The following is a 20,646-nucleotide window of genomic DNA, read 5'->3' as shown; positions in this document are numbered from 1 at the left end:
GTCAGCCGCGCTGTTCGCCGCACTCGTCGCTCAGGCGTAACTGCAACTGGGCCAGCAGACGCGCGTCGGGGTCCTCCAGGTCCAGTCCCGACACCTGGACGATGCGCCGCAGCCGGTAGCGCAGGCTGTTCGCGTGCACGCTCAGCGCGCGGGAGGCGGCGGACACGTCGCCGAAGTGGTCGAGATAGGCGCGCAGGGTCTCCACCAGGCAACTGCCGCTGTGCTCGGCGTCGAACGCCCGCAGCCGGGCCACCGAGGTCTGCGGCGGCAGATCGATCCCACGCAGGGCGCCGACGACGTGCAGGATGCCGACCGTGTCCGCGACGTCCCCGGTCCGGGCGACCGTCGGCGACCCCGCGGCCTCGGTGAGCGCCCTGAGGGCGAGCTCGGCCCCCCGGCGCGACTCGGGCGCCCGCGCCAGCTCGGGGGCCACATCGCCGAGCCCGACCTTCAGCGGCCGGCCGAGGGTGGCCGACAACTGGTGCGCCAGTGTCTCCCCCAGCCGGGTCACCTGGCTCTCGGCCTGGCCGAGATCACGGTTCAGGGCACTCAACAGCACCAGGATCCTGCCGCCCGCAGGGACGACCACCGCGCGGTGGCCGTACGCGGCGCAGTGCAGAGTCAGCAGCCCGTGCAGTCCCGACGGATCGCCGTCCCCGTGATCCGCGCTCCCGGTGCCGACGGCCAGGACGGCACACGGCTCCCGCGGCGGCAGCGAGGCCCGTTCCGCGAGCACCTCGACGGACCCGCGGTCTTCCAGCAGCGCACGGGCCGCGTCCTCGACGAGACGGTCGTCCGAACTGTGGGTGCGATGGTGCAGCAGGTGGGCGGCGGCGGCCCGGGCCGCCGCGCGCAGGGCTTCGGAGGCGTTGGGCGCCAGCGGCCGACCGGCCACGGCGGCCACCCAGATCGATCCGAGCGCCTCCCCGCCCGCCCGCACGGCGCCCACCAGGCGCTCCGGGTTCTGTCCTTGCGCCGGCCGGTGCAGTACGTCGTCCCCCGCCCACAGCGCCTGGAAGAACCCCGCCTCGCGCATGGCGGCCACCCGCCACGGTGGGACACGGCGGCCGAGGATGGTCAATCGGCGCTGCTCGTCCACGTTCTCCTCGGTGGAGGAGTAGGCCAGCACCCGGGACTCGGTGTCCTCGATGGTCACCGCGCCGCCCACCAGGGCCGCCACCGCGTCGGCCAGCGAGTTGAGATCCCCCAGACGCGGCCCGCCGAGCCCGGCCATCGGCGGCACGCCCGCCGAGGCCAGCCCCGCCCGCAGCACGCCCACCAGATGGGCCCAGGTGCACCAGGCGGTACGGAACAGCAACGCCGTACCGCCCTCCTCGGCGGCCGTCTGAAGGGCTCCCGCGGTGGGTTCGGGCCGGCCCGGACCGAACACCACGCCCGCCGCACCCGACTCGCCCGCCCGGCGCACGACGTCGACCGCCAGGGCCGAGCGCGGATCGACGCCCACGGCGAGCAGCAGTTCCCGTGGGCTGACCGCGGGCTCCCGGAGGTCGAACACGTTCACGCCGGTGACCGTGGTCCCCAGTCCCTTGGGCGCCGAGTGCAACTCCACGGCGCCCACCCCCACGACGGACAGCAGCCGCTCCAACGTCACCCGTGACTCGCCGGCCGTGTCCCAACCGGCCGCCACCCCAAGGTCCGTCATGTCGCCCCCGTCTCGTGCCCCCGCCCGGCCCCGCGCCGAGCCAGAGGCGTACACACGCCACCACGCTCGGTGGCCGATCGGGAAAACGTACGACATCACGGTTTCGGCCCGCAGTCGATGCGGGCCGAAACCGGTTCTTCGGGATCTCCTCGTGCGTGGCGATGACGACCGCCTCCATCCGGTCGACGCCGAGGGTGGGCGGCCGGCCCGGCCGGGGCTCGTCCACCAGGCCGTCCATCCGCTCGGCGAGGAACTGCCGCCGTCACTTGCGGACCGTGTCCGCGGAAATCCGCAGGTGGCGTGCCACCTCGACGATGGGCGGGACGTCAGGGCCCGCACACGCAGGCACGATCCGCGTCCGCAACGCCAACGCCTGGGCGGAGTTCGCCCGCCGGGTCCGGCGTTCCGGTACAGCGCGGTCGTCATCGCCCGGCAGCAGCGGTTCCGGCTTCGGACCACGACGCGGCACCGGCACCCCGGCAGGAGAACTCGTACAAGGTCTCACGGCGGACTGCCGGTGCAGGACCCTAGATGCCCTCGATGCGCTTCACGCCCTCGACCCGCGCCATGGTCTCGACCTCCTTGAGCCGACGGCGGGCCTTGAAGGCGCGGTTGATGGTGTGCACGCGGACCGCGGTGAACACGGCGACGGCGGCGCCCAGGCCCACCCCGATCCACTCGTGGTCACGGACGCCCGCGTAGAAGAGGAGGCCGCTGAAGGGGACGCCGACGAGGACGAGCAGGGGCTCGCGCACCCAGAAGGGAAGGACGCGGATCACGAGACCGATCATCCGGTCACTTCAGCAGGCCCGGTCCGCGACTGCCGTGACGGAGGCCACAATTCCGGGAGTTCTCGTGCGTATGGCGTGCAGAAAATGCGTGACGGCGGCGGGGGTGACGGAGAGTACGGAGGCGGGCGCGTCCGACTCGCGCAGATGGAGCGTGGCGAGGGTGGAGGCGACCTCGACGCAGTCGTTGCCGTCGCCCTCGCCGGAGTACGACGATTTCTGCCAGTTCCCAGGGGTGTTCACGAGGCGCTTCAGAGCTCCTTCGCCAGCTTGTCGATGAAGGCACGCGACCGTTCGGGTTCGAGCGATACCGCCACCACCTTAAGGAAGCGCGTTCGGTAGGCCTTGAGTTGAGCGTCGGAATCGATGAAGACAGAACCGTGAGGCAGGTCGCGCACCACTGTGTCGAGCCTGGGCAACGGGCCACCCACATACGTCATGGCGCTTGAAGCCCGGGAGAAGCCATCCAGGTCGAAGGGGATGACGCGCAGGGTGATATGGCTCTTCTCGGATAGCTCGACGAGGTGCGCCAGTTGAGCCCGTGAGTCGTTGCGGTCACCGACTCTGATGCGCAGTGCCGCTTCGTGGATGACCACCTCGTACGGGATGGTCATCCTCTGGCGATTCAATCGGTGGCGAACCCGCAACTCGATCTCTTCGGGCGTAAGTTCGGGAACCCGTGAGGAGAACACGGCGCGGGCGTAGCGCTCGGTCTGCAACAGGCCGGGCACGAAGAGGATGGCCACCTCGCGCCGGAACGAGGCGTGGTGGTCCAACTCCGACAGGTCCAGGAACGGTGTGGGCAGCAGGCCCCGGTACTCCTCCCACCAGCCGCGCGTCCGGTCCGTGGCCATGGCGACCAGGGCATCGATGAACTCGTGGTCCGTGCAGGAGTAATGGGACGCGAGACGGCGGAGCCGTTCTTCGCTCACGCCGGCGAGTCCGGACTCGATGTGGGTGATCTGGGCGGGACTCACGCCGAGCAGAGACGCTGCCTGACGGGCGTTGAGGTCCGCTGCCTCGCGAAGCCGACGCAGTTCGGTTGCCACGCGCATCTGGCGTGCTGTTGGTTCCCGCCTCAAGGCTCAGCCGCTCCTAGGTTCAACGCGTCTGCACATGCGACTCGTTCGACGTCAGATTACGCGATCGGCTTGCTGCGTCTCTATATTTAGATCTACTGTCGGTGACGCACCGAACACGCTGCGGAAGCGCACCGCTCCGTCCTGCCGGGACGGCTGCGGCATGCCACCGCTCGTGATGTCACCCCCCGACCCACCCGTGGAGCCGAGCCATGCCCGAAACCGGACGCACCCGTGACGACGCCTGGGAGTACTCCCTCTACATCCCCACCGACCCCAGAGCGGTCACCGTCTGCCGCCGCACCCTGCGTCTGATCCTGACCCTGCACGGGTTGACCGACCTGATCGACACCGCGGAGCTGCTCGCCTCGGAGCTGATGTCCAACGCCGTCCTGCACACCAAGGGCCCCGCGTGTCTGCGCCTGCGCTTCCGGGACGGCGTCCTGCAGATCGGCGCGTGGGACGCGGACCCCGAACCGCCCCGGCCGCCGGGGAGGCCGGACGATCCGGGCGAAGCCGAGAGCGGACGCGGGATGACCCTGGTCCGGGCCTGCTCGGACCTCTGGCACTGGCAGCCGCTGTCCCGCATGGGGCACCGAGGCAAGCTGGTGTGGTGCGAACTAAATGCGGCGTAGCTCGTTGATCACGTCGTACAGAAAGGAGAGCCGATGGTCGGCTCGTCGCACGAGGCGCTGCACCGGATCTTCCAGAAGGAACCCGGTCTCCTGATCAGCGCCCTGCAAAAGGTGTTGTCCGTCCCCTTTCCCACGCCCCACGACTTCGCTGCCATGAACGTCGACCTCACCGAGATCGAACCCATCGAGCGTCGGGTGGACACGCTGCTCAGGGCCGAGACCGACGAAGGGGCGTACCTCCTGGTCGTGGAGTCCCAGGGCAAGCCGGACGAGCGGAAGCGCGGTAGCTGGCCGTACTACCTCAGCTATCTCTACGAGAAGTACCGCTGCGAACCGGTGCTGATCGTCGTCACGCAGAGCAGTGCCACGGCCCGCTGGGCGGCGGAGCCGATCCATCTCGGTGTGCGGGGGATGCCTTCGCTGACGGTACGGCCCTTCGTGCTGGGTCCGGACAACGTTCCCCTCATCGCCACCCGGCAGGAGGCCGAACGGGACGTACCCCTTGCGGTGCTTTCCGCCATGACACACGGCCGGGGGCGGCAGGCCCCCGCCATACTGGAATCGCTGGCAGCCGCCCTGCGGACCATCGACCGGGACAGTGCCGCGGCACTCGTGCAGTTCGTCGACTCGTGCCTGACAGATCCTCAGGCGCAACGGATGTGGAGGGATCTCATGACCGCGATGCAGTACTTCTGGCGACACCCCCTCGCTGAAGAGGTGCGTGAAGAAGGGCGTGAGCAAGGGCGTGAGCAAGGGCGTGAAGAGGGGCGGGTCGCGGACCGCGCCGAGATGATCCTTCACATCCTGGAATGGCGTGGCATCTCCGTGCCGGACGCCGTCCGCGAGCGCGTGGTGTCCTGCTCCGACCTCGATCAGCTCACCACCTGGTCGCAGCGCGCCGTCCATGCCACCACCGCCGAGGGCCTCTTCGCCGATCCGACCGGATGACACCGGGGCCTCCTCGGTTGACGAACCGTTGACCGCGCCGGTGAAACGTTGACCAGTTCCCGGTGGAGTGCGGACGAACGGCAGGGCGAGTCGTGGCGCGCCTCCCGCCTAGATTCGCTGCATGTCCATGCCACAGCGGTCCCACCGGCCCGTGAGGGCTGCCGCCACGCTCCCGGTCCTGCCCTACCGCAAGCCCACCAGGGGGCGTGACTACTGGGTTCTCGACGACGTCTTCCCCGAGGCCGACGTCACGGCGATCCGGGAACGGTGTCTCGCCCGGGACGACTGGGTCGAGGGCCACCCCTACACCTCGGAGAGCTGGCCCGGCCTGCGCACCATGCCCGGACTGGAGCCCGCCGAACTCGGGCGCGTGGAGGGGCTGGTGAGGAAGGCCACGGGGGCACGCAGGCTGTGGGTGCAGCAGGCGCCCGGCGGCGGCACCCTCAACCACAACTGCGTCCAGGTCGTCGGCGAGGGGGAGAGCACCCCGCGCCCGCACTCCGACTCGCGGGCGCTGTGCCGGTACGCGGCCGTGCTCTACCTCAACCCCGCCGTCCCCAAGGACTGCGGGACCAGTTTCTACCGGCAGTCCCTGCCCGGCGGCCGGCTCGGCGGCAACGTCGTCCAGGCCCCGCACAACAACCTCGTCGAAGCCCTCGGTACCCGGTTCGTCGCGCCCGACGCCTTCGAGGAGGACGTGAGGGTGCCGCACAAGCCCAACCGGCTGCTCCTCTACCATGCCAACCTCGTCCACAGCGCCACCGGTTACTGCGGCACGACGCTGGAGGAGAAGCGGATGACGGCCGTCTTCTTCTGGATGGCCTGAGCCGGCCGTACGGTCCCGGGGCGGTCCGGGTCAGTACCGCACCGCCCGGGCCACCACGGCCTTCACCTCGCCGGACAGCTTGCGGTTGCTGCGGGCGGTGGCCTTGCCGGTCTTGCCCGCCGGGACGTCGGAAAGGGTCACGAAAACCGTGTCGAGCCAGTTGCCGCCGCTGTCCTCGAAGTCGACCTGGACGGCGAAGGACTTCGTCGAACCGGCCTTGTTGACGGCCGACACCTCGACCGTGGTGCGGTCGCCGTCAGAGCCGGGCGTGCCGAGCTTCACGTCGTTCTTGACGTCGATCCCGCCCTTGATCTCGTCGAACAGGCGGTTCGCCTCCGCCGTCGCCGACTCGTACGCCTTCGACGCCTGCGAGGCGAGCGATGACGCGGCCGCGGTCGCCTCCGAGCCGACCGACTGCGCGGCGGACGCGGCCTGACTGGCCACCGAGGAAGGGCTGCTGTCGCCGGAGCAGCCGGTGAGCCCGGCGGGCCCGAGGATCGCCGCCGCGCAGGCCGCCGTCATCAGCACGCCCTTCTGCCGACGGGTGCGGTGAGCTGCCATCTCTCCTCCAGGTAGCTGTCCGGACCCGGGGGCGGATCCGGTTCCAGTGAAAGACGGGACCGCCGCGCCCGCATGCCGGCTCACCCGAACGGCACACCCCCGTGGTGGCGGCCCCCGTCCGGACGGAAGGTCGACGCAGGCCGACGAGGGCCCGACACGGTCCGACGAAGGACGAGAAGGACGGCGGGTCCGCACGACAGGGGCCCGCTGCCGCCGAGAAGGAGACGGGATACGCCATGAGCGACCAGCCGCACGCACAGCCGTCGCACGGGTCCCCGGTCTGGGATCCCTCCCACCAGGGCACCGGTACGCCCCCGGCGGGGCGCTCGGACGGGCCGGGCGGCGGGGGAGCGGCCGCCGGCGGGGTCGTCTTCGCGGGTGTGCTCATGTTCGTGAGCGGTGTCCTCGCCGCCTTCGAGGGCATCGCGGCGATCGCCCGGGACGACGTGTACGCGCGGATCGGCAGCTACGTCTACGAGATGAACCTCACCGGCTGGGGCTGGGTCCTGGTGGCCGTGGGCGTCGTGGCCGCGGCGACCGGCTGGGGCCTGCTCACGGGCGCCGTGTGGGCACGGGTCAGCGGCATCGCGCTGGCCGCCCTCAGCCTGGTCCTGCAGTTCCTGTTCCTGCCGTACGCGCCGGTCTGGTCGGTCGTCCAGATCGCCGTCGACGTCTTCGTCATCTGGGCGCTGGCAGCCTACGAGCCCGCCGCGTCGCCGCGGTGATCCTCGGGACGGCCCCGGGTCAGGACGTCAGGGCGGCAGGGCGTCAGGGCGTGTCCGAGACCCGCACCTCCTTGCGGCGCAGCCAGGGCAGGGGCGGCACCGCGGACCCGGCGTAAGGCGTGATCCGCACCTCGAAGTGCAGATGCGGGCCGGTGACGTTGCCGGACGCGCCGGAGAGGCCGATGCGCTGACCGGCGCTCACGCGCTGACCCCGGCGGACGTCGATGCGGGACAGATGGGCGTACTGGGTGAAGTAGCCGTCGCGGTGCCGGACCAGGACCTGGTTGCCGAAACCGTCGCCGCAGGTCGTGATCCGGACGACGCCGGAGCCGACGGCGTACACGGGGGTGCCGTGATCGACGGCGAAGTCCTGGCCGGTGTGCCGGTGGGCCCAGTGGGAACCCCTGGCGGCGTATCCCGCGGACAGCCAGTAGCGATGGGCCGGGGCCGTCCAGGAGTGGGCGCGCGACTCGGGCCGGCGGCTGTGCTCCCCGAACGGGCAGTGGCCCTGCCGTCCGGACGGATCGACGGCGACCGGGTCGCCGGCCTCCCTCGCCCCGGCCCGCAACCGGTCCCACAGACCGGAGCGCAGCGTCTTGCGGCGGCGGTCGGCGTCGTGGATCCGCGTGGGGAGGGCCTCGGCCTCCCGGAGCCGGTCGACCCGCTCGCGCGCCTGCTCGTACGCGCGGACGGCACGGGCGGCGTCGTCGTGGAACCCGCCGCTCCTGGGGCTCACGTGCCCTGCGGCGCCTGCGGGCACGGCGCCTGCGGGCACGGCGCCTGCGGGCACGGCGCCTGCGGGCACGGCGCCTGCGGGCACGGCGGCGAGGGCGAGCAGGAGGAGGGCGAGCAGGGCGGACCCGGCCGCGGCGCTGAGGCGCGCCCGCGTTCGCGGATGACGCGCGTGGTGTTCTCGTCCCATCGTGCGATCATCGGACCGGTGAGGCGTGCGGCCGACGCGCCCTGCCGCACCGCCGGGCGGGTTCAGCCGGACGGACCAGCGATCAGGATGCGGTAGACGGCCGAGGACCGCGGGTTGCCGGCACAGCGCCACACTCCGTGCGGACAGTAGTCGCTGATGGTCTGGTAGAGCGGCCGGTGCTCGGCGAACCAGTCCAGCATCCCGCGCACGTAGTCCGGGTCGTCGCCGTTGCGGTACAGACCCCACTCCGGGTAGGACAGCGGCTTGTCGTGGGCCCGTGCGAACCGCACGTGCGCGGCGAGGCCGTAGGGCTCGGCGACCTGCTCCTCGAAGGACATGCCGGGCGGCTGGTCGTAGGCGTCCATGCCTACGACGTCGACGTACCGGTCGCCGGGGTAGCAGGCGGTCCACGGGACGGCGTCCCGACCGCGGCTGGGCGTGAACTCGAAGCGGAACGCCTCCGGGCCGGCCACGGAGCGCATCGCGTCGACGATCCGGACCCAGTACCGCTTCCAGGCCAGCGGATCGGGCCCGCAGCGGTGGGTGTAGGTGACCCCGTTCATCTCCCACCCCACCACCAGCACGGCGTCCGGCACCCCGAGCCCGACGAGCCGACGGGCGAGCGCCCGGAAGTGCCCGTCGTAGTCGCCGCGCGCCCCCCTGCGCAGCTCCGCGCGCACGACGGCGTCGGACACGTGATCCTCGGTCCGCTCCAGCATCGGCACGTTCAGGACGAACATCCGGTCGGGGCGCTGCTGACGCCACCGCGCCCAGTGCTCCAGATAGCCGGGCGCCCCCTCGATGTTGCTCCAGCGGTCCCCCGGCAGATAGGTGTGCCCCACCCGGGGCGTGGCCGGTCCCAGCCAGGCGTCGAGTCCGGCGACCCGCCGCACGCCTGGTCCGTCGTACCCGACGTACGCGCCGAACGCTCCCGGCGGCGCTCCGGCGCCCCGCCCGAGCGGGACGCAGGCGGGCCCGGCGAGCAGCGCGAGGGCGACGAGCAGCGCGGTCAGCGGAGCCCGTCGGGCGCGAAGGAAGCGGAACACCGGCTCATGATGGTGCCGCCGTCTCCTCCCCCGCCCAGAAACCGGCGCCGGACCACCCGCACCGGGTACGGGCAAGGGCGCGGGCACGGGAACCCGGTCCGCCCGGGCACAGAGGTCAGGGCGGCGGGGCGGCGACCGCGACCGGCGGTACGGCCGCCGGCGACAAACGCGTTCGCGACTTCTTGCTCTCAACAGGCAACCCTGGAAGGCCTTTTGGGGCTCTCACAGGTTGCTCACAGGTCCGGCTCGGCGCGTGGGGTGCGTCTGCAAGGCGGTCGGGGTGTGGGCTGTTCAGTCCGATGCCACCGACCATGGCACTCGCAGACGAGGAACCGATGACCAGACAGCACCATCGCAAGGGCCTTCAGCGTGCGGCGTTCGCCGCGGGGGCCGCGCTCACCGTCGTCGCCGTCGCCGGGGCCGCTCCCGGCGCCGGCGCGGCGACCGGGAGCACGCCGGGCAAGCCGCAGCTCAAACTGATCGCCGCCTCGAAGTCCGTGATCCTCGACCGGGTCGACTACGAGGGCGGGTTCTACCTCGACTTCGACCTCGGCACGTACGTCGCCGTCGACAACGCGCCGCTCGAGTTCAAGGTGACGCGCAAGTCGTACAAGGACCGGATAGTCGCCCAGCAGATCCTGCGCAACGGGTCCAAGGTGACGACGAAGACGCTGCCCGCGGGGACCCTCGAGGACTTCCGCGGACTGCCCGGCTTCCTGGAGGTGTCCGTCAAGAACGCCTCCGGGGCCGAGGTGCAGCGGACGACGGGGGCGTTCTGCCCGAACAACGCCGCCGGACGGCTGCGTCCGGACGCCCCGGCCACCTCGCACTACCCGGAGAGCTGCCCCACCAACCCGTTCACGCTCGGCTCGGTCTGGGGCGTCGAGAAGGGCTGGGCGGCCAACACCACCGCGGTCGACTACGACCGGCAGCTGGACCTGCCCGCCGGCGAGTACACCGCCACGGTCTCGATCGCGAAGAAGTACCGCGACATGTTCGGCATCCCGAACGACCGGCCGACCATCAAGGTGACGGTCCGCCAGCAGACCGACGGCGGTGAGGGCGGCGTCGGACTGCGTTCGTCGGACTCCTCCGCCCACAGCGCTCACTCCGGACACTCCGGCGCCATGGGCGCCGCGGGGGGCCACGGCGGCCACCACTACGGGCCGCGCGGCGCCGACGCGCCCACGCCCCCCGCGCTGTCCCACGCCCTGGAGGCCCGCGGTCTCGCCCACCACCTCGGCGACGGCGCCGGTCACACCGACGGCTCCCGCATCGCTCCTGCGCTGAAGGCCGCCGCCCAGCGTCCCGCCGGGCGGGCCGGGGTCCCGGCCAACGTGCCCAAGCCGGACCTGCGGTCGCTGCCGGCCTGGGACATCGCGGTCACCGACGGCGAGGACGGCGACGCGCCGGGCAAGGACTACCTGGCCTTCAGCGCCAACGTCTGGAACGCCGGTCCCGCGCCGCTCGTCGTGGACGGCTTCCGCAAGCCGGGCGCGGACCTGATGGACTCGTACCAGTACTTCTACGACGCGGCCGGCAAGCAGATCGGCTACACGCCCGCCGGCACCATGGAGTGGGACCCGCGCGTCGGACACGAGCACTGGCACTTCACGGACTTCGCCAGTTACCACCTGCTGTCCGCGGACAAGAAGGACATCGTCAAGAGCGGCAAGGAGGCGTTCTGCCTGGCCAACACCGACGCCGTCGACTACACGGTGAAGAACGCCAACTGGCACCCTTACAACACCGATCTGTCGACCGCGTGCGGTGAGCAGAACTCCATCTCCGTGCGCGAGGTCCTCGACGTCGGCTCCGGTGACACGTACACCCAGTACCGTCCCGGCCAGTCCTTCGACGTCACGGACCTGCCCAACGGCACGTACTACATCCAGGTCGTCGCCAACCCGGCGCACCGTCTCCAGGAGACGAACACCAAGAACAACGTCTCCCTGCGCAAGGTCGTCCTGGGCGGCACGAAGGGCGCCCGCACGGTGTCCGTCCCGCCGGTGGACCTGATCGACGCGCCGTAACCGAACCACGCTGCCGGACCCAAGTCCGGTGCTCCGGAGCTCTGATGCCGGTCCGGCGATGTGACGGGACGTCTGTCACATCGCCGGGCTCGGGGCAACCGCTGCCCGGCTCCGTGGGTCTTGTGAGTCGCCGGTGCTTCCCGGACGTATTCCCTCTCGCATGTAGGGTTCCGGCGTTCGGCGGTCACCACGGCGACCGATGCCGACGACCCGAGCACGGTGTACGGGGTGAGACGGCCGAAGCGGAGGGGGCGAGCGCCCGTGGGCGGATCGAGAAGGCGTGGGCGTACTTCGGTGGAGGCCGCCTGGCAGGGGAGCGGCGGCCGGGCGGCCGGCTCGCGGAGCGGCGGGACGCGGCTCACCCGGCGCGGGCGGGTCGTCGCGTGGGGTGCGGGCGTGACCAGCCTCGTCCTCCTAGGGGCCGGCGGGGCCGGTGCGTGGATCTACTACGACCTCAACAACAACATCAAGTCCGCCGACGTGGACGACAAGCTGGGCGACGACCGGCCGGTGAACCTCAGCCCCGGCTCGAAGAACATCATGATCGTCGGTTCCGACACCCGCGCGGGCGCGAACGCCAAGTACGGCAAGGACCTGACCACCATGCAGTCGGACACGCTGATGGTGCTGCACATACCGGCCGACCGTAAGTGGGCCTCGGTGGTGTCCTTCCCGCGTGACTCCTGGGTGGAGATACCCGGCTGCCAGAAGGGCGACGGCAGTTCGTCCTCGCCGCACCACTTCAAGATCAACGAGGCGTTCGCGATCGGCGGCAGCAACGGCAAGGTCGCCGAGGCCGCCGCCTGCACCATCAGGACCGTCGAGTCCAACACCGGGCTGCGCATCGACCACTTCATGACGGTCGACTTCTCCGGGTTCAAGGGCATGGTCGACGCGCTGGAGGGCATCGAGGTCTGCCCGAAGGACGCCATCCACGACAAGAAGGCCCACCTGGACCTGGAGGCGGGCTGCCAGACCGTCAAGGGCGAGAAGGCGCTCGGATACGTCCGCACCCGCTACAGCGTGGGCGACGGCTCCGACATAGGCCGCATCGGCCGCCAGCAGGAGTTCATGGACGCGCTGGCCAGGAAGGCCAAGTCCAAGCTCGGCAGTCCGGACGCGATGTACGGCTTCCTGCAGTCCATCACCAAGTCCCTGACGACCGACCCGGACCTCGCGGGCATCCAGCCGCTGTACGGGCTCGCCGACGAGCTCAAGGGGATCCCGAGCGACCGCCTGGGCTTCCTCACCGTCCCCAACTACGGTCGGGTGGCCGACCAGCCCACCGACAAGGCCAACGTCGTCTGGCAGTACCCGCAGGCCGCCGACCTGTTCACCTCCCTGGCCAAGGACAGGGAGACCACCAAGGCGCAACTGGACGCGTCGAGGAAGAACGTCGTGTACGCCTCGTCCGTGCGGGTCCGGGTCCTCAACGGCACCGGCGTGCCCGGACGCGCGGCGGCGGTCGCCGAGAGGCTGAGGGAGGCCGGCTACAGCGTCGTCGGCACGGGCAACGCGCCCGGCGGCACGGTCGCCAGAACGTCCGTCACCTATCCCGCGGGCCTCGACGGCAAGGCCGCCGTCCTCGCCTCCCGGCTTCCCGGCCTGCGGGCCACCGCGGACGGTTCGGCCGCTGCGGGTGCGGTCACCCTGGTCGTCGGACCGGAGTTGAAGGTCGAGGACGTCGCCTGATCGCCCAGCGGTCGTTCCTGGTCAAGAACGCCCCGGAGATGGGGTAAGCTTGATCTTGAGCCGGTCACCGGAAAGAAAAACGGTGAACGACCTCTGCGTCGGTGGTCCAAGGAAAGACGCCTCGCTTCCCGCGGGGAAATGCAGGTGCAAGGCCTGCCCGGCGCTCTGTGAAGAACGAGTCCCATCCCGTGTCAGACGGGGTGGGACTCGTTCGTTTCCCCCTCGTTCCTCTCCCCCGGCTCTTCGTCTCCCCCGTCCGGGGACCCGTGCCCGTGCCCGTGCCCGTTCGCGCTCGTGTTCCGGCTCCTGTTCGTGTTCCCGCCCCGGCCCCGAGGGGCGCGGGCGGCAGGAGGGGGCGCTCCCCCTTCTGCCGCCCGCCGCCTCGACGGCCGTCAGGACGCGTTGGCGCTGGAGCGTCCGAAGAACTCGATCTCGGCTATGGACACCTGCTTGCTCCCGGAGGCCGCATACGAGGACTCGATCGTGAAGCGGACCTTCGTCACCTCGCCGACGCGGAAGGCGCGCCGCTGGCCGCCCGCGCTCTGGTCGAGGACGACGTCGCGGGTCGTCGTTCTGCCGTCCTTGAGGGTGATCGTCGCCTTGATGCGGTGCGGGAGCGCGGATTCGCTGAGCTGGTCGGCGCGGGTGGAGGTGCCCGAGGTGATGATCACGTCCAGCAGGCGGGTGGGCTCGTCGAAGCGGGCCTCGATCCACTCCCCCTCGCCCGACTGCGAGACGCCCGGTCCCCACCAGCTGTTGCTGATCTTGTCGAAGGCCAGCTCCGGCTTGTGCCCGGGGTAGGAGCGCGACGCGGCGACCGAGTCCGGCGCGACCGGGGCGCGCTTGGAGAAGTGGTCGCGGGTGGCCTGGACGGCGTCGGGCGTGTTCACCCCGGCGACGATCAGAAGGGTGAGGACGACGGCCGCCAGCACCCAGGTGACGATGCGGTCGAACGTACGGCGCAGACGCGGGCGGTCGCCGGCCCAGGGGGTCTCGCCGTTGCGGTTGAACAGGCGGCGCCACCAGGGGAGGCGGACCGAGGAGCGGTCCTCCAGGGTCATCGGCATCGCGCAGCGCACACAGAAGTGCCGGTCGGGGTTGTTGGGCGTGGCGCACCAGGGGCAGGCCACGCCGTGCGTCTCGCCCAGGACCGGACCGGGGGCGCGGACCTGCGGACGGTCCGCGACGGGCCTGCCCGGCAGGACGGGCGCGACGGACGGGGGCGCGGCGGGGCGCGGCTCCGCGTCGGTGACGGGGACGAGCAGGGAGCGGGCCCGTGCGGCCATCGTGTCGCCGAGGACGGGTGCGGGCGCGGGGCCGCCGGATTGCGCGGGGGCCGCGGGCGTCGCCGCCGGGACCGGCACGGTGGGCGCGGTCGCGTCGGGCGCGGGGGTGGACGCGCTGGACGGGGAGGCGGGGGAGGCGGGGGTGGGGGCCGAGGAGGGAGCGGCGGCGGGGCCGGGGGGCGGTGTGCCGTCCGCCGCGGTCGCCGTGCCGTCCTCCGGCGGGGCGGGCGGGAGAGGGTTCTCCGCGGTGTCCTCGTTGTCCTCGTTGTCCTCGTGGTCGCCGTGGTCGCCGTGGTCGCCGTGGTCGCCGTTGCGGCCGTGGTCCTCCCCGGCTCCGTCGTCGGTGTCGCCGGCGGTGTGGCGGTCGGCGGGGCGCTGCCGGTCGTCGGGACGGCTGTCGGCGGGGGCGGGACGGGCGTCCGTCGTCGTGGCGTCCGCCCCCGCCCGGGACGGGGACGGCTCGTGCGCGGATTCCCCGGACCGGCGCCCGGCTCCGCCGCCGGCCGGGCCGGTCGCCGTGCCCGGGTCGCCGCCGGGCGTCGTGCGCGCGCCGCCTGCCGTGCCCGCCGTGCCGGTCCCGGTCCCTGCGCCGGCTCCGGGAGCGGCTCCGGCGCGGGCCGGGGTCCGTTCGGTCCAGCCGAGCACGGCCCCGCACGCGTCGCAGAACGACTGGCCGGGCTCGGCCCGCGTTCCGCACTCCGCGCAGTTCTGGGTGGTCATCTCTCCGGGGTCCTTTCGGCTGCGGTCACCTTGACCGAGTACGGCATGTGGGCGGGGCGGGCGGCGGCCACGAGGGCGTCCAGGCGGTGTTCGTCCGCCGGGCCGGGGTCGGGCAGGCGGAGCGTGACGTGCAGATGCGGACGCCGTTCGCCGGGGAACGGGCCGAGCGGGCGGGCGCTCCACGCGGACCCGCCGCTCTCCGAGATCTCCGGTTCCACGCCGAACGCCAGGCGGACGGCCTCCGACAGGCCGAGGCGCGTGCCGCGCACCCGGTGCAGGTACGCCGCCGCCGCGACCGCGGCCCGCAGTCTGGCCTCCGGCTCCGTGCCGTCGGTCTCCGCGCCGACCCAGCCGGTCAGCCAGCGGGTGAAGTCGATCGGGGCGAGGGCCGGGTCGAAGTAGGCGGGCAGGCAGTCCAGCGCGTTGAGGATGGGGGCCATGACCTCGTCCAGACCCTCGACGAAGCGCTGCGCGAGGTCGTCGTCCGCGAAGACCGCCGGCAGCATCGCGCCGATCGGGGTGGACGAGCGGAGTCCGTCGACCGAGCCCCTCACGCGCCGTCCCCGATCACGCGGACGCGGTGGTCGTAGGAGAAGACGAGCGCCGGGGCGGCCAGGTCGATGCGGTCGGTCGCCTCGCCGCGTTTGCCCGTCAGGGGGTCGGCGGGGTGAAGGGTGACCTGGTCGACCAGTTCCACGCCCGGGACGCGCTGAAGCACCGCGAAGACCTCGCCGGACTGCACGGGGCGGCCGAACGGCCAGCCCTTGCCGTCCGCGCCGCCGGTCAGCGGGTCCAGGTGGCGGTAGAGCGCGTCGTGGGCCTGGCGGCGCACACGGTCGGTGTCGACGCCCCGGAAGGCGTGCACCGTCGCCACCACCGTCACGCCCTGGTAGAAGGGCGGGCCGACCGCCAGCCGGGTGCCGATCAGGCGGCGTTCGTCGAGATGGCGGGTGATGCGGTCCAACAGGGTGTCGCCGGGGACGAGTTGCTCGAAGCGCAGCCGGCCGCCGGGGTCGGGCACCGCCTGCGGGACGACCAGGACCCGCACCGCGTACGAGCCGTGTTCGTCGGGCTCGCCCTCCAGACAGGTGATGCGGGCGGTCTCGGGGGCGGCGCGCCGGGCCAGCTCCTCGTAGTCGCGCAGGGTCACCGCCCGCTCCTGGGCGCGCAGCGTGATCGGCGCGCGGAGTTTCGCCTCCTCGACCGTCTCGCCGTCGACCCCGCCGCGCGCGGCCTCGCGGTTGACGACCTCCGACACGTAGGGGACGGACGTGCGCAGCACCTGGACCGCGCCCCGGGCCACGTTGCCCGCGCGGCCGCCGCCGGTGCGGTAGCGGCGGGCGCGGATGACCGAGCCCTTGGGGGCGACCGCGCCGTACTGGCGCAGGCGGCCGTCGGGTTCGCGCACGGACGGGCCGAAGGCGATCTCGCCGGTGGCCGCGTCCAGGGTGATGTGGCGGTCCTTGGGGCCGGAGGCGGCGAAGTGCGGGACGACCTGCCAGTCCGTCCAGCCCTCGTGCTCGGCGGTCTGCAGGAGCAGGGGCGGGTCGTCGCCGACCACGGGGGCGTGGACGAGGGCGAGGCGCTGGCCGGGCAGCCCCGTGGACTCGCCGAGCGCCTCGTCGTGGACGGTCTCGGCGTGCACGGCCGGGGCGGTTCCGCCGACCGTGAAGACCTCCGCGGAGCGCACGGTCGGCGACGTGGTGTAGAAGGGCTGGCCGGTGAGGGGCTCGGTGACGCGGCAGCGCAGCCAGCCCGCCTCCTGGCCGCCGGAGCGGGACAGCACATGGCCGCCGGGGACGTGCAGGACGACTTCGCCGGGGCGGTTGAGGCCGCCGGTGCCGTCGCGGTCGACCTCGCACTCCTGCCAGCCGTCCTCGGTCCAGGCCTCCCAGAGCAGCGGGGGCTGGCGGGGGTCGACGCCGACGCCGTCGACGCGGCTGTCCAGCTCCAGGACCACCGCGCAGTGCGGGACGGCCGCGCTCAGCCCGAACAGCATGCAGTCGCCGGGGCGCGGCGCCTCGGCGAAGCACAGCAGGTCCTTGCCCTCGGCGAGGTCGGCGGTCCGGTCGGCGACCGGCTCGCCCTGGTGCTGCACGACCAGACGGTTCAACTGGCACGGCACGACGACGAGTTCGCGTTCCGTGGCGAAGACGACCGCGTCCTCGCTCTCGGTGCGGACCGTCGCCACCTCCGTGCCCACCGGCAGGAGCACCGGCTCCTCCTGGGGCGCCGACAGCCAGAACGTCACCTCCGTGCGGGCGGCGGACGGCGGGAAGAGCCGGATGCCGACCAGGTCGAGGAAGGCGAGATGGTTCTTCTCGGGGACGCGGTTGAGTCGGTAGACGATCTGGTCGGCCATGTGGGCGACCGTCTCGACGAGGGTCACGCCCGGGTCGGAGACGTTGTGGTCGGTCCACTCCGGCGCGCGCTGCTGGATGTAGCGCTTGGCGTCGTCGACGAACTGCTGGAAGCGGCGGTCGTCCAGATTGGGGGAGGGCAGGGCCATCAGCGGTCGCTTTCGGAGGCCGTACCGGAGGAGCCGGGGTCGCCCGGCTCGTCGTGGGACGGAATGACGTAGAACGGGAAGACGAGAGAGCGCGGGTTGTTGGTGCCGCGGATGGAGTAGCGGACGTCGATGAACAGCACGCCCTGTTCGGCGCCGGCGGTGACCTCGACGTCGTTGACCTCGATGCGCGGCTCCCAGCGGTCCAGGCTGGTGTACACCTCGTGCTGGATGCGCCCGGCCGTCGCCTCGTTGACCGGGGCGAAGACCAGGTCGTGGATGGCGCAGCCGTACTCGGGGCGCATGGGGCGTTCGCCCGGCGCGGTGGCGAGGATCAGCCGGATCGCCTCCTCGATCTCACGCTCCCCGCTGACCAGGGCGATGCCCCCGGTGGGGCCGATGCGGAGCGGGAACGCCCAGCCCGATCCGACGAATTGCTCGGCCATCAGAGGGCCACCTGCCTTCTCCTGGTTCTCACGGCGTGCGGACTGCCCGTCACGGCAGCGGGTACGGCTTGGCGTTGACCATGACCACGCCCTGGAGCGTGAGGGTCGCGGCCCGGATGCCCACGTTGGCGGTCGAGTTGATCTGGAGAGCGGCGCCCGCGCTGAGAGTGGCGGCGCCGCCCGCCTTGAGGTTGAGCAGGCCCGCCGCGTCCACCGACACCATGCCCGTCATCGACCTGATGTTGACCAGGCTGCCCCGCAGGGTGAGGGAGCCGCCGCTCCTGATGGCGATGTTGCGGCCCGCGCTGAGGGTGAGGTCGGTGCCCGCCTTGACGGACACCGAGCGGCTGCCCGTGATGCTGACGGTGCCCTTGCTGTCCACGGTGATCTCGGTCTGCGCCCGGTCCAGGTTGATGACGAGTTTGTCGTCGCCGCTGGTGAGCCGTACGCCCCGCTTGCCGCCGGTGCGCTGGCTGAGCAGGTCCAGCCGGTTGCCCTCGCGGTCGGACAGGGTGTGCCGGGAGGCGCGCTGCCGGGCGCCGTCGTGCAGGGGGACGTCCTTGACGGGGGTGGGCTTGTCCCTGCCGTTGTAGAGGCCGCCGATGACGTACGGGTGGTCCAGGGCGCCCCGGTCGAAGCCGACCAGCACCTCGTCGCCGACGTCGAGCGGGAAGATCGAGCCGCCGCGCTTGCCGCCCCACTGCACCACGCGCGTCCAGTCGCTGACGTAGGCGTCGTCGAGCCAGGGGAACTGGAGCTTGACGCGTCCCTGCTTGAGCGGGTCTCCCACGTCGGTGACCAGGGCGTTGGCGGTGCCGGGCAGGTTCAGGCCGTTCTGGACGCCCCCGCCGCCGGAGGCGAGCCCGTACAGGGAGCGCCACTGCCGTCCGCTGACGGTGACCCAGACCTCGTAGTGCCTGCCGTCGCCGAAGACGTGCCGTACGGAGGTGGCGGTGTACTTGCCCTCGAAGGGGGCGCCGACGTCGGCGAGGGTGACGGGCAGTCCGGGGCGCAGTTCCGGGGCGCCGTACGCGACGATCTCGAGCTCGGCGAAGGAGCCGGTGACGTCGTCGGCGAGGGCCTCGGCGGCGAACTTCACCTCCGACTGCCGGTCGTACGGCGTCTGCGCGTCGACCAGCTTGGCCGGCTTGAACTTGGCGGCGGCCTCACCGGGCGTCGTCCCGATGCTGATGCCCGGGTTGGTCTTCGCGGGCGAGGTGGCGGTGAGCTTCTTCTTCGTCGTCACGTCCCAGCCGCGCGCCTCGACCGTGGCGACCTGCTCGGCGGCGGTGACGGCGGCGCGCAGACGCAGGATGTCGTTGCCCGCCTCGAGGACGAAGGGGCTCTTGTCGCCGGGCGTGGAGGTGGGCGGGGCGCCGGACGCCGGCTCGGGCCTGACGAACTGGAGCTTCCCCTTCGCGTCCACCGACATGACCATCTCGTTCTCGTCGGCGAGCCGGGCGAGGAAGTCCCAGTCGGTGACGTTGGCCTGGCTGATGAACTCGTAGACCGTCTTGGTCGACTGGATCTTCCCGGTCGGGACGCCGTCCTGCGCGGCCAGCTTGCGGACGATGTCGGAGGCGCTCTGGTTGCGGTAGGCGGCGACGCGGCGCTGGCGCATCAGCCGGTGGCCGAAGTCGTAGCCGCGGATGACGGTGAAGGTGCCGATGCCGTCGTAGTCGGCCTCCAGACCGCACACCTCGCCGGTGAAGAGCGGGTCGGAGGCGCCCTTGCCGTCGGCGATCGGGGTGAGCACGACGGGGGTGCCGAACTTGACCTTCAGCTTGCCCAGGACGAGACGTGCGGGGTCGCGGAAGGTGAGCCGGAACGCGGCCGGCACGCCGAGACCCTGGTCGACCCAGCCCTCGACGAGGAGTGGCGCGATGTCGACGGGGAGGGGGCTGTCGCCGAGGGTCACCTGGATGACGCTGGAGAACGCGGCCTGGACCACTAGTAGCGCACCTCCTCGACGGCGGGCAGCACGAGCTCGACGCCGTTGGGCAGCCGGGACGGGTCGTCGATGCCGTTGGCCTCCGCGATGGACCGCCACGCGGCGGCGTCGCCGTACTCGCGCCAGGCCAGGGACTGCAACGAGTCGCCGGCGACGACCCGGTGCACCCGCTGTGCGGTGAGCGCGCCCGAGGTCGGGTTCTGGCCCTTCGTCTTGCTGGGGATCTCGTGCAGGCGCACCTGGCAGGTGGCGCGGATCGGGACGCCGGTCGTGCCGAACAGCGAGTACGTGACGTCGATGCTGCTGACGTAGGCGGTGAAGCGGGCCGTGGAGAACGAACCCCACTGGAACACCACCCAGGGCGGGGAGGGCTGCTTGGCGGCGATGCTCTTGGTGGTGACCTCGCAGCACTCCAGCAGCGACTCCACCTTCTTCAGCACGGTGTTGCTGCCGGGCTGGTCGGAGGTGTCGAGGAAGATCTCGACGGTCATCTCGCGCGGCTCGGGGCCCATGAACTCCGGCACGGAGCCGTCCCGGACCGCCGCGGTGGGGGTGACCTTCCACTGGGCCCGGCGGCCCAGCTGCAGTTGCGCCGGGTTGAAGTCGAACCCGAAGGACCTGATCAGTCCGCCGGGGGTGGTGCTGGTGCCGACCGGCGGTTCGTGGATCGCGAGGGTGGCACGGACCAGGCTCTTGCCGGCGCCGCCTTTGCTTCCCTTGGCCATGACGTCCTCGTCCTGTTGGGTGTTCTGCCTGCTGTGCTTGCGCTGCCTGCTGTGCCTGCGCTGCTTGTGCTGCCTGTGCTGCCTGCTCTGCGTG

19 protein-coding genes are annotated in these 20,646 nt (G+C 71.9%); 6 read left to right on the top strand and 13 right to left on the bottom strand.

From position 1 onward, the window contains the following. Nucleotide 1: 1 nt before the first annotated feature. From IE239_RS05340 to IE239_RS05325, 4 genes are all read right to left on the bottom strand, one after another. Nucleotides 2-1,663: a helix-turn-helix domain-containing protein gene (locus IE239_RS05340; protein WP_190148095.1), complete on the bottom strand. Its 1,662-nt coding sequence runs from the start codon at nucleotides 1,661-1,663 to the stop codon at nucleotides 2-4. A 527-nt stretch (nucleotides 1,664-2,190) separates the two neighbouring features. After that, nucleotides 2,191-2,454, bottom strand: coding sequence for a hypothetical protein (locus IE239_RS05335; protein WP_190148094.1), 264 nt, complete (start codon nucleotides 2,452-2,454; stop codon nucleotides 2,191-2,193). A 9-nt stretch (nucleotides 2,455-2,463) separates the two neighbouring features. Then, nucleotides 2,464-2,694 carry a DUF397 domain-containing protein gene (locus tag IE239_RS05330; protein WP_190148093.1) on the bottom strand — a complete coding sequence of 77 codons (231 nt, stop codon included), beginning with the start codon at nucleotides 2,692-2,694 and terminating at the stop codon, nucleotides 2,464-2,466. A gap of 8 nt (nucleotides 2,695-2,702) precedes the next feature. Then, entirely contained in the window at nucleotides 2,703-3,506 is an 804-nt protein-coding gene (locus IE239_RS05325) for a helix-turn-helix domain-containing protein (protein WP_190148092.1), read from the bottom strand. A gap of 236 nt (nucleotides 3,507-3,742) precedes the next feature. Between IE239_RS05325 and IE239_RS05320 the strand changes: the two genes are divergently transcribed. From IE239_RS05320 to IE239_RS05310, 3 genes are all read left to right on the top strand, one after another. Next, entirely contained in the window at nucleotides 3,743-4,165 is a 423-nt protein-coding gene (locus tag IE239_RS05320) for an ATP-binding protein (protein ID WP_190148091.1), read from the top strand. A gap of 33 nt (nucleotides 4,166-4,198) precedes the next feature. Further along, nucleotides 4,199-5,113, top strand: a complete 915-nt coding sequence (locus IE239_RS05315; RefSeq protein WP_190148090.1) for an RpnC/YadD family protein — start codon at nucleotides 4,199-4,201, stop codon at nucleotides 5,111-5,113. Nucleotides 5,114-5,234: 121 nt separating this feature from the next. After that, nucleotides 5,235-5,939 (top strand): DUF6445 family protein, encoded by a 705-nt coding sequence (locus IE239_RS05310; protein WP_190148089.1) that lies wholly within the window; start codon nucleotides 5,235-5,237, stop codon nucleotides 5,937-5,939. 30 nt (nucleotides 5,940-5,969) lie between these two features. Here the strand turns inward: IE239_RS05310 and IE239_RS05305 are convergent, their stop codons facing one another. Continuing rightward, nucleotides 5,970-6,500 (bottom strand): hypothetical protein, encoded by a 531-nt coding sequence (locus IE239_RS05305; RefSeq protein WP_229877820.1) that lies wholly within the window; start codon nucleotides 6,498-6,500, stop codon nucleotides 5,970-5,972. A 236-nt stretch (nucleotides 6,501-6,736) separates the two neighbouring features. Between IE239_RS05305 and IE239_RS05300 the strand changes: the two genes are divergently transcribed. Next, complete coding sequence (locus IE239_RS05300) at nucleotides 6,737-7,225, top strand: DUF7144 family membrane protein (protein WP_190148088.1); 489 nt, start codon at nucleotides 6,737-6,739, stop codon at nucleotides 7,223-7,225. 43 nt (nucleotides 7,226-7,268) lie between these two features. Here the strand turns inward: IE239_RS05300 and IE239_RS05295 are convergent, their stop codons facing one another. Continuing rightward, nucleotides 7,269-8,147, bottom strand: coding sequence for a M23 family metallopeptidase (locus tag IE239_RS05295; RefSeq protein ID WP_190148087.1), 879 nt, complete (start codon nucleotides 8,145-8,147; stop codon nucleotides 7,269-7,271). Nucleotides 8,148-8,209: 62 nt separating this feature from the next. Beyond that, the gene (locus IE239_RS05290; protein WP_190148086.1) at nucleotides 8,210-9,193 is read right to left on the bottom strand and encodes a glycoside hydrolase family 26 protein; all 984 of its coding nucleotides are present in this window, start codon (nucleotides 9,191-9,193) and stop codon (nucleotides 8,210-8,212) included. 335 nt (nucleotides 9,194-9,528) lie between these two features. On the opposite strand from IE239_RS05290, the gene IE239_RS05285 reads away from it, so the two are divergent. Continuing rightward, the gene (locus tag IE239_RS05285) at nucleotides 9,529-11,226 is read left to right on the top strand and encodes a lysyl oxidase family protein (RefSeq protein WP_229877819.1); all 1,698 of its coding nucleotides are present in this window, start codon (nucleotides 9,529-9,531) and stop codon (nucleotides 11,224-11,226) included. Nucleotides 11,227-11,520: 294 nt separating this feature from the next. Beyond that, a complete protein-coding gene (locus IE239_RS05280; RefSeq protein ID WP_190148084.1) occupies nucleotides 11,521-12,918 on the top strand; it encodes an LCP family protein in 1,398 nt (465 codons plus the stop codon). Between the two features lie 392 nt (nucleotides 12,919-13,310). On the opposite strand, the gene IE239_RS05275 is transcribed toward IE239_RS05280, so the two are convergent. The 6 genes from IE239_RS05275 to IE239_RS05250 are packed head-to-tail and all read right to left on the bottom strand — an operon-like array spanning nucleotide 13,311 to nucleotide 20,552. Next, nucleotides 13,311-14,924: an NADase-type glycan-binding domain-containing protein gene (locus tag IE239_RS05275; protein WP_190148083.1), complete on the bottom strand. Its 1,614-nt coding sequence runs from the start codon at nucleotides 14,922-14,924 to the stop codon at nucleotides 13,311-13,313. Then, nucleotides 14,921-15,478 (bottom strand): phage tail protein, encoded by a 558-nt coding sequence (locus tag IE239_RS05270; RefSeq protein WP_229877815.1) that lies wholly within the window; start codon nucleotides 15,476-15,478, stop codon nucleotides 14,921-14,923. Before IE239_RS05270 ends, IE239_RS05275 begins: the two co-directional genes overlap by 4 nt. Continuing rightward, nucleotides 15,475-17,433 (bottom strand): putative baseplate assembly protein, encoded by a 1,959-nt coding sequence (locus tag IE239_RS05265; protein ID WP_190148082.1) that lies wholly within the window; start codon nucleotides 17,431-17,433, stop codon nucleotides 15,475-15,477. Before IE239_RS05265 ends, IE239_RS05270 begins: the two co-directional genes overlap by 4 nt. After that, nucleotides 17,433-17,876 carry a GPW/gp25 family protein gene (locus tag IE239_RS05260; protein WP_190148081.1) on the bottom strand — a complete coding sequence of 148 codons (444 nt, stop codon included), beginning with the start codon at nucleotides 17,874-17,876 and terminating at the stop codon, nucleotides 17,433-17,435. Before IE239_RS05260 ends, IE239_RS05265 begins: the two co-directional genes overlap by 1 nt. A gap of 49 nt (nucleotides 17,877-17,925) precedes the next feature. Further along, nucleotides 17,926-19,827: a VgrG-related protein gene (locus IE239_RS05255; RefSeq protein WP_190148080.1), complete on the bottom strand. Its 1,902-nt coding sequence runs from the start codon at nucleotides 19,825-19,827 to the stop codon at nucleotides 17,926-17,928. Further along, nucleotides 19,827-20,552, bottom strand: coding sequence for a CIS tube protein (locus IE239_RS05250; protein WP_190148079.1), 726 nt, complete (start codon nucleotides 20,550-20,552; stop codon nucleotides 19,827-19,829). Before IE239_RS05250 ends, IE239_RS05255 begins: the two co-directional genes overlap by 1 nt. Nucleotides 20,553-20,646: the final 94 nt, after the last annotated feature.

Origin of the sequence: Streptomyces humidus, assembly GCF_014649655.1 — a bacterium.
Lineage (GTDB): Bacteria > Actinomycetota > Actinomycetes > Streptomycetales > Streptomycetaceae > Streptomyces > Streptomyces humidus.
This window is presented reverse-complemented; position numbering and strand designations above follow the sequence as displayed.

What these genes read in the sequence shown, in the direction of transcription:
- IE239_RS05340 (WP_190148095.1), bottom strand. Translation starts at nt 1,663, where the DNA reads ATGACGGACCTTGGGGTGGCGGCCGGTTGGGACACGGCCGGCGAGTCA.
- IE239_RS05335 (WP_190148094.1), bottom strand. Translation starts at nt 2,454, where the DNA reads ATGATCGGTCTCGTGATCCGCGTCCTTCCCTTCTGGGTGCGCGAGCCC.
- IE239_RS05325 (WP_190148092.1), bottom strand. Translation starts at nt 3,506, where the DNA reads ATGCGCGTGGCAACCGAACTGCGTCGGCTTCGCGAGGCAGCGGACCTC.
- IE239_RS05320 (WP_190148091.1), top strand. Translation starts at nt 3,743, where the DNA reads ATGCCCGAAACCGGACGCACCCGTGACGACGCCTGGGAGTACTCCCTC.
- IE239_RS05315 (WP_190148090.1), top strand. Translation starts at nt 4,199, where the DNA reads ATGGTCGGCTCGTCGCACGAGGCGCTGCACCGGATCTTCCAGAAGGAA.
- IE239_RS05310 (WP_190148089.1), top strand. Translation starts at nt 5,235, where the DNA reads ATGTCCATGCCACAGCGGTCCCACCGGCCCGTGAGGGCTGCCGCCACG.
- IE239_RS05305 (WP_229877820.1), bottom strand. Translation starts at nt 6,500, where the DNA reads ATGGCAGCTCACCGCACCCGTCGGCAGAAGGGCGTGCTGATGACGGCG.
- IE239_RS05300 (WP_190148088.1), top strand. Translation starts at nt 6,737, where the DNA reads ATGAGCGACCAGCCGCACGCACAGCCGTCGCACGGGTCCCCGGTCTGG.
- IE239_RS05295 (WP_190148087.1), bottom strand. Translation starts at nt 8,147, where the DNA reads ATGGGACGAGAACACCACGCGCGTCATCCGCGAACGCGGGCGCGCCTC.
- IE239_RS05285 (WP_229877819.1), top strand. Translation starts at nt 9,529, where the DNA reads ATGACCAGACAGCACCATCGCAAGGGCCTTCAGCGTGCGGCGTTCGCC.
- IE239_RS05275 (WP_190148083.1), bottom strand. Translation starts at nt 14,924, where the DNA reads ATGACCACCCAGAACTGCGCGGAGTGCGGAACGCGGGCCGAGCCCGGC.
- IE239_RS05265 (WP_190148082.1), bottom strand. Translation starts at nt 17,433, where the DNA reads ATGGCCCTGCCCTCCCCCAATCTGGACGACCGCCGCTTCCAGCAGTTC.
- IE239_RS05260 (WP_190148081.1), bottom strand. Translation starts at nt 17,876, where the DNA reads ATGGCCGAGCAATTCGTCGGATCGGGCTGGGCGTTCCCGCTCCGCATC.
- IE239_RS05250 (WP_190148079.1), bottom strand. Translation starts at nt 20,552, where the DNA reads ATGGCCAAGGGAAGCAAAGGCGGCGCCGGCAAGAGCCTGGTCCGTGCC.